Origin of the sequence: Yoonia sediminilitoris (assembly GCF_003058085.1) — a bacterium.
Classification (GTDB): Bacteria; Pseudomonadota; Alphaproteobacteria; order Rhodobacterales; family Rhodobacteraceae; genus Yoonia; species Yoonia sediminilitoris.
Genome location: NZ_QBUD01000002.1, coordinates 371632 through 385333, shown reverse-complemented (window position 1 = coordinate 385333; position 13702 = coordinate 371632). Strand labels below are relative to the sequence as shown.

Here is a 13702-nt window from a genome sequence, read left to right as displayed (position 1 = left end):
GACCCAGGTATTGACCGCGCTTGCCACGGTTTTAACATCTGCTGCCAATGTCACAGGTCGGGGGAATTTTACTTGGGAGACTTCCGATAGGTCGCCGGTGTCACGCCCATCCACCGCTTAAAGGCACGGTTGAAGGCGCTTTGCTCTGAATACCCGGTGAGGAACGCGATCTCGGACAGCGCGTAGCGTTCTTCTTGCAGCATGGCTGTGGCAATCTCGCGGCGCGTCTCCTCGGTGAGGGTCTGAAAACTGAGACCCTGTTCGGCGAGGCGCCGGTGAAGAGACCGGGCGCTAAGCCCCAACCTGCGCGCGATGTCCCCCATCTTGGGCAGGCCTTCGCTCAACGCGCGCGCGATTTCGCCTTTGGTCTGCGTTTGCAAAGCGGGGGCGTCGTCAATCTGCGCAAGCTCCTGATCGAGGTGCGAGACAAGAAACCGGGTGATCCCCTCATCCCCAAGCACATTGGGCTCTGAAAGAGACTGATGGGACATAAGCATCGCATCCTTGTCTGCCCCAAAGTGAACCGGGCAGCCAAAATAAGCCTCATGATGCTTGGTCGTTTTAGGCGCGTCATGCTTGAAATAGACCGCCAACGGAGAAAATGGCCTCGGCGAAACCTGCCGACTGAGCGAGACACCACTGGCCAGATCGGCCTCTATCGAAATCCGCATTCCAAGGCGTCGCGCACCTTTGCGTTGCTCTATGAATAATACACCTTCGTTGGTCCGTTCCAACTCATAGCGTGTGAAGCTGGTCCAAAGGCGCCAATACCGTTCCACGCGAGAAAAGGAACCAAGGAGATTTGGCGCGGCTTTCCAGGCAAGGCCAAGGGCCCCGTATTCATCTGGCCGCATCGCATCGCCGACGATCAAGGCCAATGACGTCACATCCATTTGCTCTGCGATCAATTCAATCATGCCGTAGAAGTCATCTTCCTCCAGCATGACTTTTGGGTCCCACGGCCCGTCCACGTCCAACCCAACGAATGCGAGTACGGCGCTCGCATCAATGACATCGCCAGCGCCACCGACGACCTTTCGCGCGAAGAGAGAAGTAACCTGCCCCATGAAACCAGTTTAATCTGATGAGAAATATGATCCAAGTGCTACAATCAGTGTCTTGTCCTGAAAACGAAGAAGCAGTTTCGCGTGCCATGAAACAGCCAAACATTCCGGCGCCTTCAAAGGCCACCGTTTCGCGCCTGATATCATTGCCTATGCGGTCTGGTCCTGTTTTCGGTTTCCCATGAGCCTGCGCGATATCGAGGATCAACTTGCGGCGCGCGGCATCATCGCGAGCTAAGAAACGATCTGGAAGTGCGTTGATAAATTTGGTGCAAAGTTTGCCGCGTCCATCCGGCGGGATCGGCCTGCGCAGACATAAGGGGGCAAACAACAGCTCCGAAGGCTCGCATCGACCGACGCGACGTCGGGAAAATATTCCTCTTGTCTTATGAATTGAACAGTTTCTGTGAGAAGCTGGAACATCTGCCCGGTACGGCATTTATGCCGGGCAGCGGCGGAGATCGGACCGCTCCCATATTGGCTATAATGGGCCGTCTATGAGTATGGTCGCCTGACCAGGGCTCTGCCGCTCATTTTCCGCAAGATCCAATAAGTTGACGATGCCAAAATGTGTCCCCGCAATCGAAGTTGGACTATGAACGCAATCTAAATATGGTCGGGAGCGGGCAAAACCCGGTGGTTGCAACGGGCATTGTCAGGCAAAGAAGTTGGCTACATCGAAACCTTTGTCTTGAACGCGCGGGCCACCCCTCAAATGGCCCCGACATCGCCGTAACGCGCAAGTCATCTGCTCTATTTGGGTATTGCGCGCTTAATACGGGGTCGAAAATCGGATCTTTCCGACGCCTTGGAGGCATTAGGAAAAGCAACCAGCTGACGGTTCGGTTACTTTGCGTCGTTCCGGCGCGCGTTTTGCGTGCCGGGCAAAGATCAGGCCTGATACTGGGCGTCCGTGACCTTCTCCATCCATGTTACCGCACTGCCGTCGATGCTCTCCTGAATAGCGATATGGCTCATCGCCGTGTCGGGAGTTGCCCCGTGCCAGTGTTTTTCGTCTGCGGGGAACCAGACGACATCGCCTTGGGAGATTTCTTTGATTGGTCCGCCCTCGCATTGCACGAGGCCGCGCCCGAAGGTGACAATCAGCGTCTGACCCGCGGGGTGCATGTGCCAGGCCGTGCGGGCACCCGGTTCGAACGTGACATGGGCACCTGCGACGCGCCCGGGCTCTTCTGCCTGAAGCAGTGGGTCGATGCGGACAGTGCCTGTAAACCAGTCCGTGGGGCCCGGGCTTGACGGAGCTGTCCCGCCTTTCATGATCTTCATGAATTCTTTCCCTTTCCTTCAGCAATGCAGTTTCTCAAAGCTATAGGTTAGTGCCGGGCCACCGGGCTGGCCATAGGCAAGTTTGGCGGTCACCATGGCGAAGGGTTCAACGAACCGGGCCGTACAGAGGCCACCGGCCGCGAGCGGCTCAAAGCCAATGTCCCGGATCGTAACTCCAACGGCATCCTTGGCATCGGCGTCGTCACCATTGACAAGCATGTGCGAAGGGGCACAACCCTCGGCAAACCCGCAGGACGTCGATTTCACATCAACTCAGCGGCCTGCGTCGTCCTTAGAAAAACTAGGCCTGCGCAGCGCAAATCACTGATATTTCATGAAATCTACGCTAACGGCGCAGGATGAATGGCTCCTGAACCTAGGGCCCATCCCTGCAGAGTCTTACCCTCCGGTAAAGCGACTCACTGTATATTTTCCGGTATTGGGAGATGAGAGTGCGATCAAGTTTCACCACGAAGCCCCGTTCGCTTTTCTCGCCGTTGCGTTTCTCATGTCCGGAGCGGTATCGCCCGGATCCGGAGAACAGGAAAGGAGAATGGAAGCTATGACCAGTATCAACTTCATTATCGCAGACGCGCAACTTTCTGCGACGCTTGACGATACGATGGCAGGCCAGGACTTTGCCGAACTGCTGCCTCTTGATCTGAAGCTGACCGACTTTCACGGAATCGAAAAGGTGGCGGACCTGCCTCGCAGTCTCGATACTTCGGGTGCTCCGGAAAGCTACAAGCCCGAAGTCGGTGACATCACGCGTTACGCTCCCTTGGGGCAACTTGCCGATCTTCTACAAACCATTTCAAAGATTGCGCGGGCTTGTCCGGCTGGATGCATTTGATGATCCGATTGATCCGCTCATCAGGGACGGCGCGATTCCGGTTCGTATCAAATTGTCTGACTGAAATGCGTTGAAATCGAAACCTAGGGGGCAGGCTTTGCCGATCATCGTGGTATGCGGTGCTGCGCTGAATTTCGGGCGCAGCATGTTTTCCGGCGCAGGGTCCAACATTCGTCCGGTTCAAAGAGTTCTTTGTGCCCAAACCTGTCTGGACGAACGCTTTGGCGAATTCGATCATTGCCTTTTGTCACACCAACCATCGTTTTTGGCGTTGGGCTTGGTTTCTTTCGGGCGTTCAACAGCGGCTTGGGGGCAATCTGGTCCGGGGTTATCAGCCCCGCGATCTGGCGGCGCACGGATTTTGACAGTGCCGAGATGAACGTCGCATTGGCAGTCAGGCCCATCGGCACAGAAAGAAATGGCGGGTCGGGACATGCTTCGTAAATCGCATCGGTGAGATGCAAAAATAGCATTTGCGGGACAAGGTTGGACCACACATTCTGTCGGGATCAGGAGAACGCTATGGAAGATGCGAAGGGCCCGAGAGGTTACCACGATGTGGGCGGTGACCAGGCGGGTGAAATACCAAAGGTTGAGTTGCCCTGGCTGCATTGGGAAAAGCAGGTTGAGGCCATTCGTGGATTGTTGGGCGACGGCACCCGCAGGATTGTGTCGTTGGACGAAGTCAGGCGTGGCTTCGAGAGCTTTGGGCTAGAGAAGTACAACACACTGTCCTTTTACCGTCGCAGGCTTCAGGCGATGACAGATATCCTTGTTGAAAAGGGCATCATATCCCCCGAAGAACTGGAGACGGCTATTGAGGTGGTTCGCGCCCGGTGGGTTGAGGCCAATGATGCCAAATGACACGTTTTTCGGCAGGCGATATCGTGACTGTTCTGGCGCTTGGTAAACGGGGCCATGTCCGCATACCGCATTATATCCGGCACCAGACCGGTGAAATTGTGGGGTATTGCGGCACCTATTTGAACCCGGAAGACCTTGCAGTCGGAAACACGGGTTCCAGAGCGATCGATCTGTACCGCGTTGCCTTCGCCCAGACCCGGCTTTGGCCTGACGAAGACCACCCCGCCCAAGATCGATTGATCATTGAAATCTACGACCATTGGCTCGCACCGGCAGCAGGAGACTTATGATGCCCCATGATCACCATCACGAAGAACACGAAGCGCTCGTGATTGAGGATGATGCAGGTAATATAGAGGCCCAGATTATCGTCGATGCCTTGCAAGAGGTCTTGATCAGCAAGGGATTGCTGACGGCGACGGAAGTGACGGGCGCAATCGCAAAGCTGGAAAGCCCTGGCATCCACCTTGGGGCACAGGTTGTGGCCAGGGCCTGGACGGACCCCGCCTATAAGCGCCGCTTGCTGAAAGATGGGCGTGCAGCCGTTCAGGAGCTGGATATCCCCGTCACAGAGGCCCGGATCATCGTTGTCGAGAATACCGACCAGTTGCATAATCTGATCACCTGCACCTTATGTTCTTGCTATCCTCGCTCTATCCTTGGTCAGCCACCATCATGGTATATTTCAAAAGCATATCGTGCCCGGTCCGTGCGGGAACCGCGCCGGGTGCTTGCTGAATTCGGGCTGAGTTTGCCGCACGATGTGCAGTTGGATGTGCATGATAGCAATGCAGACATGCGATACCTCGTTTTACCCCAGCCACCAGCCGATGTCGCGCGGCGGTCGGTCCAAGAGCTCGAGGCTTCGATCTCGCGCGACCATTTGATCGGGGTCGCACGAGAGGTCGCATGAACAACCAAACCAACCTGCAAATATGGGACAAACACATTCATGCCTTTGTAACTTTGTCTAATACAAACGGCGGGACCGGGCTGCTGGCTGGCATACGCGTTGGCGTGAAGGATATCATCGACGCCGAAGGGTTGCCGACCCGCAACGGCAGCGATGCATGTGCTGATGTGCCTCCTGCACTGACTGATGCGCCTGTCGTGGCGCGCCTGCGCGCGCATGGGGCAACCATTGTTGGCAAGACCACCACGACCGAATTCGCATTTACCGACCCTACACCATGCCGCAACCCACATGACCTGCGCCGGTCACCGGGTGGATCCAGCAGCGGGTCAGGCGCTGCTGTTGCCGCAGGCGTTGTAGATATTGCACTTGCTACGCAAACGGCAGGGTCATTATGCAGACCAGCCGCCTATTGTGGTGTTGTGGGCTTCAAGCCAACTTACGGGCTTGTGCCGACGGCGGGCATGACGCCGCTTGCGCCCAGTTTTGATACGCTTGGGATCATCGGTCGGGATATCACCACAGTGCGCAGGGCTTTTGATCTGATAGTCCCCGATCACCCGCCGTCAGACCAGATGCAGATCAAGGCAATCAGTGGTCTGTGGGAAACCGATGTTCCGGTCGGGGAAAAATGGCGCGGGGCTTTGGCACAGGCGGCAAATGCGTTGTCGTACATCGGCGCGCAGGTGGACCGACGTCCGCTTATTGCACCTGTAGCCAGCATCGTGACAGCGCACCGTCAGGTCATGTGTGCAGAGGCATTTGCCGCGCATGGTGCCATGTTGTCTGATAGTCGGGCCCCGCTATTGCGGCCCAAATTCAAAGCGGGATTGGAATTTGGGCGGGATATCACCCCCTCAGATTTTTCCGACGCCCGGAACCTTCTGAAGACCGAAAGACAGGCGTTTTGGGATCGGATGTCCGACCACAACATCATGTTGACCCTGCCAGTGCCGGAAGGTGCCCCTTTGATCGGTGATACCACCGGATACCAGGATTGGCTGACCCCCTGGACCGTCTTTGGGGGACCGCTTGTTTGCCTGCCATGGGGGATGGATCAGCTGCAAAGACCTGCATCGGTGATGCTGGCCGCCCGTCCAGGGCAGGATAGGTGGCTGCTGGAGGTGGCGGCAACGCTGGAACCGCACGCACCGCCAATATCTGCCCCTAATCTTTAAGTCGCACAATGGCATCCACCTCGACCGAGGCATTGCCAGGCAGCCCGGGTACACCAACGGCGGTGCGGGCGTGCCAGCCGCTTGCGCCGAAAAGGGCGATGAAGAGCTCTGTGGCCCCATTGATCACAGCCGGGCTTGCACCAAAGCCAGATTGGCAATTCACGAACCCACCAAGCCGCAGAACCACATCGACACGGTCCAGATCGCCATGGCAGGCTTCACGCAGACGATAAAGCAAGTTCAAAGCACATATTTGCGCGGCCTCGCGCCCCGATTGGATGCCTTCAGGCGTATCGGCAACCGGGCCTGCATGTGTGACGGCGCCTGCCCATTCGCATATCTGGCCCGACAGATAGACAGTGTTCCCGTCCTTGCGAAACGGCAGAAATTGCCCGCGCGGTGTCCAGTCGGGCGGCAGCGCCAAACCCAGCGCCGCAAGCCTTTGTTCGACCTGCGATGTCATGCGGGCACGGCGTCCTGCGCCAAAAAGCTGCGCCAGTCTCCCAAAGCCGTGATGTCAGTGGCACCATCCAGCCCGCTTGCCTCGCACAGAAACCCTTTCACGCTTGATCCATCAGATAGCGAAACGGTGCCGATCCCCAATGGGGCCGGAATACCCGCCATGAACGTCCCAAATGCGGTTTTGGGCAAGGACCAGATTTCAAGTGCGATGGCCGCCCCGGCGTCGCCTGTTTTCACCAGACCCGGTCGCGCTGGCGGACCACCGGCAAGGGCATAGAATTTATAGTCGCTCGTCGTTCTTGCCTTGCGCACAAATACACCGCCAAGATCCGTAAGCTGCCAATTCAGCGGCAGATCCGACATATGCGCACCACAAACCGCCAGTTCAATCGTGTCCGGAACAGCCAGCGGCAACGGTGTAGGGCTGGGGGCCGGATGCCGGGTCGCCCCCATCATACGTGGGCAGTCTTTTTCAAAGTCACGGGCAACAGCGGCAACCAATGCGTCTTTGCCCGCGCCTGCCAACAAGGTAACGCTCCCCGGTCGCCCATCACTGCGGGGCGCTGTGGGCACCGCAACCCCGCACATATCAAGCAGGTTAACGAAGTTCGTGTAAGTCCCGTTGTTAGAATTAGGCGTAACCGGGTCTGCATCCAGATCAGCTACGGTGTAGAAAGTCGGTATGGTTGGCACGCAAAGCAGATCAAGCCGTGCAAGCATGGGTTCAGCGGCGCGTTTCAGTTCGGCCAGTCGGTAAAACCCGTTGAACGCATCCGCCGCAGACATGCTTTCAGCATGGGTGATGATTTTGCGGGTGACCGGGTGGATGGCTTCAGGGTCTTTTGCCAAAAGGTCCGCGATGACGGTATAACGTTCCGCCACCCATGCGCCTTGGTAAAGCATCTCTGCAATTGCATAAAGTGGTTCAAAATCAATCGGCTCGATGATCGCGCCGCGCGCGGCCAAATCCGCGATATCGCGTTCAAATGTTGCCTTTTGCACAGTATCGCCAAAGAACTTGATCGAGGCCGGATCAGGGATGCCCACGCGCAGTGGCATTTGAGGCGCTGACAGAGGTTCATGCGTCATGGGCTTGGAATATGCATCTGCCGCATCAAAGCCCCGTGCAATAGCGAAGGCAGCATAGGCATCGTCTACTGTCAGCGCAAAGATCGAAACAGTTTCGGTCGTCCGGCATGCGGGCACGACCCCGCTTGCTGATAATGCGCCCAAAGTGGGTTTCAATCCAACGATGTTGTTCAGTGCAGCCGGTACACGGCCCGAACCGGCGGTATCTGTCCCCAGTGCAAAGCTGACAATGCCATGGCCAACAACCACGCCTGATCCACCCGACGATCCACCGGGCACGATTTCAGGGTCGATGGCGTTCAAGGGCGCGCCGTAGGGGGTGCGCACGCCCACAAGGCCGGTGGCAAACTGATCAAGATTGGTCTTGCCAATCATCAGGGCACCTGCTGCGCGCAGTTTGGCGATCAGAAACGCGTCTTCGTCCGGCATATAGGCATAGGCCGGACAAGCAGCAGTCGTTTCAATCCCGGACACATCAATGTTGTCCTTGACCGCGTAAGGAATACCCCAGAGCGGCTTGTCCGGGTCGTATTTTCCCAAAACAGCAGCTTCGGCACGCAGGCTTTCGCGCGCGCAAAGGTGGATGAAAATTCCGGGATCATTCACCGCTTCAAGCCGGGCAAAGATTTCGTCAATCACATCAACAGGGCTGGCGCCTGCTGCATAGGCATCATGAAGCGCGTTTATCGTGAATGGCAGTTTGCTCAACATGAGTCTTCTCCAGTTCAGGTCTTGGTATTTCTATCGCGCGTTCAGGCGGCTTCGGGGCCGCTGCGATCAGTGATTTGGTGTAGTCATCTTGCGGGTTGACCATGATCTGCTGGGCTGGGCCTTGTTCGACGATTTGCCCATCTTTCATGACGATCACATGATCGCAAAGCAGCCGCACAACGTGTAGGTCGTGGCTGACAAAAAGATAACTCAGGCCCAGCTTGGCGCGTAAATCCACCAGCAGGTTCAACACCAGCGCCTGGATAGAAACATCAAGCGCGGCAGTTGGTTCATCAAGAATGAGGAACTTTGGCTCAAGCGCCACGGCGCGCGCAATCCCCACACGGGCTTTTTGGCCGCCGGACAATTGATGCGGAAACCGGTCAAGTAACGAAAGCGGCAAGCCTACCAATCCTGCCAGTTCTTCTATTCGTGCCGACCGCGCGCGCCCGCGCATCTTGCCCAGACGGCGCAAAGGCTCAGCGATCGTCTGGCGCGCGGTATACCGGGGGTTCAAACTGTCGGTGGCATCCTGAAACACCATCTGGATATCTGCGCGGCGTGGGTCCTTTGCAAAGGCACGGGCAGGGATTTTGGCGATGTCGCCCCCATCAAATACGATCTGGCCTGCGGTGGCATCCATCAAGCGTACCAGCATCTCGGACGTGGTGGATTTCCCACATCCGCTTTCGCCAACCAATCCGACGCACTGTCCGCGATTGATCTTGAAAGAAATACCTTTGACCGCTTGGACCGGACCCGATTTGCCAGCATATGTCTTGACCAGATTGCGGACCTCCAGGATAGGCGCGCTTGATGGATTCAACACAGGTGCCGCGGCGCGCATATCTTTCGGCAGAAGATCGCGCACCGACGCCCCTGTGCGCGGCGTCGCGTCGACCAGTTTACGGCTATAAGAGTGCTGCGGTTGGCTGAATATCTGTGTCGGGTCGCCTTGTTCAACAATTCGCCCGTCTTTCATCACCAGCAACCGGTCACAATATTGCGCGGCAAGTCCCAGATCATGAGTGATTAAGATGCTGCTCATATTGCGTTCACGGATCAGGTCACGGACCAGATCCATAACCGCTTTTTGCGTCGTGATATCAAGACCCGTCGTGGGTTCATCTGCGATCAGCAGGCGCGGGTTGCAGGCCAGAGCAATGGCGCACACGATGCGCTGACACATGCCGCCTGACAATTCGAACGGATAGGCATCATAGCGGTTCGCAGCATCGTTGATCTTGACCGCCTCCATCGCTGCGATGGCCTTTCGGCGGGCGTCGTAGCGGGTGGCTTGGGCATGTTGGCGCAACACATCCTCGATTTGATGGCCAACCTTGCGGATCGGGTTGAGTGCGGCGCGGGGATTTTGAAAGATCATCGAAATCTCGCGCCCGCGAATGTCGCGCATGTCCCGTTCTGCCGCACGGCGCAGGTCGACGCCAGAATATGTAGCCTCGCCCGCTTTGATCGTTCCGCCTATATCGAGGATTCGCATCAAGGCGTAGGATGTGACGGATTTTCCCGACCCGCTTTCGCCCACAATACCAAGGATTTCACCCTTGGACACCTCGAAGCTGATGCCACGCACCGCGTCAACTGCGCCGCGCCGGGTCTGAAACATGACGCTGAGGTCTTTGACGGTAAGCATCACTCAGGTCCTCTTACGCGGGTCAACGATGTCACGCAGCCCGTCGCCCAGAAGGTTGAAGGTGAAGACAGCAAACATCAGCCATAAGCCGGGAAACAGGGCCAGCCACCATTCACCCGAGACGATGAAATTTGCACCTTCCGCGACCATGATCCCCCATTCGGCGGTGGGTGGGCTGACACCAAGCCCGATGAAGGACAGCCCCGCTGCGTTCAGGATCGCCCAACCGAGGTTCAACGAGACTTGCACCATCATGGGCGGTAGCGCGTTGGGGAAAATTTGCGTGGCCAACACCCGGACGTCGGAGCTGCCTGCCAGTTTGGCCGCGCGGACAAAGCCTGCATCGCGGCGGATGTTGACCTCTGCCCGGACCAGCCGGGCATAGAAGGGCATGTTGATGATGGCGGTGGCGTAGATGATATTTTCGACCGTATTGCCAAGGGCCGCCACGATTCCCATCGCCAGTACAAACAGGGGAAAGGCCATGATTGTGTCCAGGCATCGGTTCAGGATGATATCCAGCCATCCGCCCCAATAGCCTGCGATGCAGCCCAAGACCGAACCAACAACAAAGGAAATTGTGACGGCCGCCACCGAAATTGTCAGGTCCAGCCGTGTTGCCACGATCACCCGGCTGAACACATCGCGTCCGATCTGGTCAGTGCCGAACCAATGCGCCCATGATGGCGGTTGCAAGGCGTTGCTTGCATTGGTTGCCAGCGGATCATAAGGCACCAGCGCGGGTCCAAAGACCGCCGAAAGGATAAGGAATGCGAACATCCCGAACGCGATCAGCGTCACCGGGTTGGCCCGCAGCACATAGATGATATGGCCCATTTGGCCCTTTTGGCGCGGCAGGTCGGTGGGCGTTGTATCAGTCATTTCGCTTCAAACCCGATGCGTGGGTCGATGGCCGTGTAAAGCAGATCGATCATCAGATTGAGCGCGACGAACAACAGCGCCATAGCCAATACGAACCCCTGCACGGCTGCGTAATCCGAGACCACCAGCGCCTCGACCGCGTATGAACCGATCCCGGGCCACGCAAAGACTTTTTCCACCAGAACATTGGCCCCAAGCGCAAAGGAAAACACCATGCCCAGCGTCGTGACGACGGGCAGCAGAGCATTTCGAAATGCATAACGATACAGCACGGCGCGATTGGACAGGCCTGCCGCTTTTGCCGTGCGGATGAAATCCGATGACAGGGCGGTCAGCATCGCGGCACGCGTCATCCGTGCGATGGGTGCAAGGGTGAACAGGGCCAAGGTCGTCGCGGGGAGAATCAACTGTTTCGCCGCCCCCCACCAGGTTTCCCAATCGCCCATCAAGGCTGCGTCGATCAGGTAAAAACCTGTGACGTGATCAGGGGAAAGATAGATGAAGTCCAGCCGCCCCAAGGGCGATGGCGCCCAGCCCAGAAGGTAATAGAAGATGTAAATTAACAAGATGCCGGTAAAGAACGTTGGCAAGGATACACCCGCTGTCACAACGATACGGCATAGGTGATCGACCCAGGTGCCCGGACGCGTTGCTGCCAGCACGCCAAGGGGGACCGCGATCACAATGGCCAGGATCAATGCAGTGAGCGTCAGTTCCAGTGACGCCGGCAACCGATTGGCCAAATCAGTGGAGACGGGCCGTCCGCTCGTGAGGGACTGGCCCAGATCACCTTGCAGCAGGTCGCCTACATAGTGGAAGAACTGCATCGGCAACGGCTTATCCAGCCCCATCGCCATACGGGTTTCCGCGATTGAGGCTTCATCCGCTGCGACCCCCGCAAAATAGACGGCAGGATCCCCCGGCAGCGCGCGTGTCAACAGAAAGCTGATCACCACGACACCGACCACTACAGGTACGGCCTGTGCCACACGCCAGCCAATTGCGCGCAGCCGGGGGAAGGTTTTGGCCATGTTCAGACGGCCTTCAGGACCCGAGAGTCAAGCTGGCGATGGAACCAGAATTCATACCCTTCAGCTCCATTGGTCGCCACATTTAGGGCAGGCTGATACAGCGGAATACGGGGCAATTCATCCAGCACAATCTCGAACATGCGCATGATCTTGGGTGCATATTCAGGATCGTCCATCGGCATATGCAAAGTCGCATTTGTCAGCTCTTCAACTTCGTCATTGCGGTAGTTGGAGGAGTTGAACAGATGCCCTTCCTGATAGGCCCAGAAGAAATAATAATCCGGTGTGTTCAGCCAGCCACCGAAGTTTTCCAGATGCAACGGCAGGCGCTTTTCCACCAGTACAGCGGTCCTCCAGTTGGCACCGGGGATCTTTTCAATCTCGACCGTGATCCCGATTTCGCCCAAGGCTTCCTGCACCAGCAACGCAGTTGGTTCCATCCATGAGGCAAGGTCGAGGCTGATCGACAAGGGTACCTCGAACCCATCCGGATAGGCGGATTGTGCCATCAGTTCACGGGCCTTATCCAGATCCGTATAGTACTGGGTCTTGCGTGGCCAAGCGATGTCGGTGATCTCCTCCTCGCCGCCCCACATAGGCAGGCCGCGGCCAAAGGCAGCCGCCTGGAAAATGTCCTCGTAAGGGACGGCATAGGCGATGGCTTTGCGCACATTGGCATCCTGAAACGGCTCAAACGCGAAGTTCGGGCACAGGCAGTGGATGCAGTTTTCGACCGGGGTCGAAAAGACATCCAATGTATCCGCCAGTTCTGCGGCGTCCTTATCGGGGATGTCAAAGGCCACCTGCACATCGCCACGTTCCAGCAAGGCACGGCGGGTGGCAGGGCTGGGAACTTCGCGGATCACAACGCGCTGCACTTCGGGCAGTGGGCCGCCCACCCATGCATCGTTGCGTTCGTAGACAAGCTGTTCACCCGGGGTCCAGCGGGCGACTTTGAAGGCACCTGATCCGGCGGGCGTCGTATGCAGGTATTCCATCGCCCATGGGTCGTCCTCGGTGGCGTTGGCCTTCGCTTCCTCAGCGTTGATGATATAGGGAACAGGCACAGCCAGATCAGGGATCGTCAGTTTCGATGGACGATCCAGCTTGATGATGAATGTATCTTCATCTTCGGCAATGAATTGCTCCGGACGCTCCAGCCCACCGGCTTTCATCTGCACCGTCGGGAAACCACCCACGGAAACAGCGCGGTCGAAGGACCATTTCACATCGGCTGCCGTCACTTTGCGGCCGTCCCAGAAGGTCGCATCCGGTTTCAGCTTGAAGGTCAGGGTCAGCCCGTCATCGGATTCTGTCCAGCTTTCAGCCAGTTCGGGTTCTACGACTGTGTAGTCATAGGACAGTCCGTTGCCGGGCACTTCCTTTGTGCCGAAGGTCAGCAGGCGATCATAGCAGTTGATGCCCACTTGATACGACGCGCGGCTGGTGCCGGTGCGATGCAAATCAAGGCTGTTGATCGTTGCACCCGTCACGACAACCAATGTGTCGTTCCCTTGGGCGGCGGCAGGCATAGCGCGCAAGAAAGGCAGGACAGACGCGCCAGCGACCCCCATTTTCAGGAAATTGCGTCTTGAAGTTGTATCGGTCATCAGATCTCTCGCTGTTGGTGTGGGGGCTCTTGATTTTGTTGTGTAAGAGCTTGCAATGGAACAGCGTGCACTTCTAATGCTATAAAAGAACACAATCGGTGCAA

Annotated in this window: 14 protein-coding genes and 1 pseudogene; 6 read left to right on the top strand and 9 right to left on the bottom strand. The window is 57.2% G+C overall.

The genetic code is table 11. The annotated features are described in order from the left end of the window. Positions 1–68: 68 nt before the first annotated feature. Positions 69–1067 (bottom strand): AraC family transcriptional regulator, encoded by a 999-nt coding sequence (locus C8N45_RS06785; RefSeq protein ID WP_108385466.1) that lies wholly within the window; start codon positions 1065–1067, stop codon positions 69–71. Between the two features lie 139 nt (positions 1068–1206). Here C8N45_RS06785 and C8N45_RS24210 point away from each other — a divergent pair. Further along, positions 1207–1371 (top strand): annotated as a pseudogene (locus C8N45_RS24210) (IS6 family transposase); the annotation flags it as partial. A gap of 584 nt (positions 1372–1955) precedes the next feature. On the opposite strand, the gene C8N45_RS06780 reads toward C8N45_RS24210, so the two are convergent. Further along, on the bottom strand, positions 1956–2351 hold the full coding sequence (locus tag C8N45_RS06780; protein WP_108385465.1) for a (R)-mandelonitrile lyase: 396 nt from the start codon (positions 2349–2351) through the stop codon (positions 1956–1958). An 18-nt stretch (positions 2352–2369) separates the two neighbouring features. Then, positions 2370–2570 (bottom strand): NAD(P)-binding domain-containing protein, encoded by a 201-nt coding sequence (locus C8N45_RS06775; protein WP_211095455.1) that lies wholly within the window; start codon positions 2568–2570, stop codon positions 2370–2372. Positions 2571–2904: 334 nt separating this feature from the next. Here C8N45_RS06775 and C8N45_RS06770 point away from each other — a divergent pair, with 334 nt between their 5' ends. The 5 genes from C8N45_RS06770 to C8N45_RS06745 all read left to right on the top strand — a co-directional run bounded on the left by C8N45_RS06770 (position 2905) and on the right by C8N45_RS06745 (position 6159). Continuing rightward, positions 2905–3204 (top strand): cyclophilin-like fold protein, encoded by a 300-nt coding sequence (locus C8N45_RS06770; RefSeq protein WP_211095454.1) that lies wholly within the window; start codon positions 2905–2907, stop codon positions 3202–3204. Between the two features lie 522 nt (positions 3205–3726). After that, positions 3727–4068, top strand: a complete 342-nt coding sequence (locus C8N45_RS23890; protein WP_108385463.1) for an SH3-like domain-containing protein — start codon at positions 3727–3729, stop codon at positions 4066–4068. Then, positions 4065–4358, top strand: coding sequence for an SH3-like domain-containing protein (locus tag C8N45_RS23885; RefSeq protein ID WP_108385462.1), 294 nt, complete (start codon positions 4065–4067; stop codon positions 4356–4358). The genes C8N45_RS23890 and C8N45_RS23885 overlap by 4 nt, the downstream gene beginning before the upstream one ends. Then, positions 4358–4981, top strand: coding sequence for a nitrile hydratase subunit alpha (locus C8N45_RS06750; RefSeq protein WP_108385759.1), 624 nt, complete (start codon positions 4358–4360; stop codon positions 4979–4981). Before C8N45_RS23885 ends, C8N45_RS06750 begins: the two co-directional genes overlap by 1 nt. Next, on the top strand, positions 4978–6159 hold the full coding sequence (locus C8N45_RS06745; protein WP_108385461.1) for an amidase: 1182 nt from the start codon (positions 4978–4980) through the stop codon (positions 6157–6159). Before C8N45_RS06750 ends, C8N45_RS06745 begins: the two co-directional genes overlap by 4 nt. Here the strand turns inward: C8N45_RS06745 and C8N45_RS06740 are convergent. Genes C8N45_RS06740 through C8N45_RS06715 form a run of 6 tightly spaced genes read right to left on the bottom strand, consistent with a single transcriptional unit; the run spans position 6149 to position 13598 of the window. Beyond that, positions 6149–6622, bottom strand: coding sequence for a RidA family protein (locus C8N45_RS06740; protein ID WP_108385460.1), 474 nt, complete (start codon positions 6620–6622; stop codon positions 6149–6151). The two genes, C8N45_RS06745 and C8N45_RS06740, sit on opposite strands and share 11 nt — an antisense overlap. Continuing rightward, the gene (atzF, locus tag C8N45_RS06735) at positions 6619–8421 is read right to left on the bottom strand and encodes an allophanate hydrolase (RefSeq protein ID WP_108385459.1); all 1803 of its coding nucleotides are present in this window, start codon (positions 8419–8421) and stop codon (positions 6619–6621) included. Before atzF ends, C8N45_RS06740 begins: the two co-directional genes overlap by 4 nt. Beyond that, positions 8381–10075 (bottom strand): dipeptide ABC transporter ATP-binding protein, encoded by a 1695-nt coding sequence (locus tag C8N45_RS06730; protein WP_108385458.1) that lies wholly within the window; start codon positions 10073–10075, stop codon positions 8381–8383. Before C8N45_RS06730 ends, atzF begins: the two co-directional genes overlap by 41 nt. A 3-nt stretch (positions 10076–10078) precedes the next feature. After that, positions 10079–10957, bottom strand: coding sequence for an ABC transporter permease (locus C8N45_RS06725; RefSeq protein WP_108385457.1), 879 nt, complete (start codon positions 10955–10957; stop codon positions 10079–10081). Next, complete coding sequence (locus C8N45_RS06720) at positions 10954–11988, bottom strand: ABC transporter permease (protein ID WP_108385456.1); 1035 nt, start codon at positions 11986–11988, stop codon at positions 10954–10956. Before C8N45_RS06720 ends, C8N45_RS06725 begins: the two co-directional genes overlap by 4 nt. A gap of 2 nt (positions 11989–11990) precedes the next feature. Next, on the bottom strand, positions 11991–13598 hold the full coding sequence (locus tag C8N45_RS06715; protein WP_108385455.1) for an ABC transporter substrate-binding protein: 1608 nt from the start codon (positions 13596–13598) through the stop codon (positions 11991–11993). Positions 13599–13702: the final 104 nt, after the last annotated feature.

Coding starts and splice junctions, on each gene's coding strand:
- C8N45_RS06785 (WP_108385466.1), bottom strand. CDS start 1,067: ATGGGGCAGGTTACTTCTCTCTTCGCGCGAAAGGTCGTCGGTGGCGCT.
- C8N45_RS06780 (WP_108385465.1), bottom strand. CDS start 2,351: ATGAAGATCATGAAAGGCGGGACAGCTCCGTCAAGCCCGGGCCCCACG.
- C8N45_RS06775 (WP_211095455.1), bottom strand. CDS start 2,570: ATGCTTGTCAATGGTGACGACGCCGATGCCAAGGATGCCGTTGGAGTT.
- C8N45_RS06770 (WP_211095454.1), top strand. CDS start 2,905: ATGGAAGCTATGACCAGTATCAACTTCATTATCGCAGACGCGCAACTT.
- C8N45_RS23890 (WP_108385463.1), top strand. CDS start 3,727: ATGGAAGATGCGAAGGGCCCGAGAGGTTACCACGATGTGGGCGGTGAC.
- C8N45_RS23885 (WP_108385462.1), top strand. CDS start 4,065: ATGACACGTTTTTCGGCAGGCGATATCGTGACTGTTCTGGCGCTTGGT.
- C8N45_RS06750 (WP_108385759.1), top strand. CDS start 4,358: ATGCCCCATGATCACCATCACGAAGAACACGAAGCGCTCGTGATTGAG.
- C8N45_RS06745 (WP_108385461.1), top strand. CDS start 4,978: ATGAACAACCAAACCAACCTGCAAATATGGGACAAACACATTCATGCC.
- C8N45_RS06740 (WP_108385460.1), bottom strand. CDS start 6,622: ATGACATCGCAGGTCGAACAAAGGCTTGCGGCGCTGGGTTTGGCGCTG.
- atzF (WP_108385459.1), bottom strand. CDS start 8,421: ATGTTGAGCAAACTGCCATTCACGATAAACGCGCTTCATGATGCCTAT.
- C8N45_RS06730 (WP_108385458.1), bottom strand. CDS start 10,075: ATGCTTACCGTCAAAGACCTCAGCGTCATGTTTCAGACCCGGCGCGGC.
- C8N45_RS06725 (WP_108385457.1), bottom strand. CDS start 10,957: ATGACTGATACAACGCCCACCGACCTGCCGCGCCAAAAGGGCCAAATG.
- C8N45_RS06720 (WP_108385456.1), bottom strand. CDS start 11,988: ATGGCCAAAACCTTCCCCCGGCTGCGCGCAATTGGCTGGCGTGTGGCA.
- C8N45_RS06715 (WP_108385455.1), bottom strand. CDS start 13,598: ATGACCGATACAACTTCAAGACGCAATTTCCTGAAAATGGGGGTCGCT.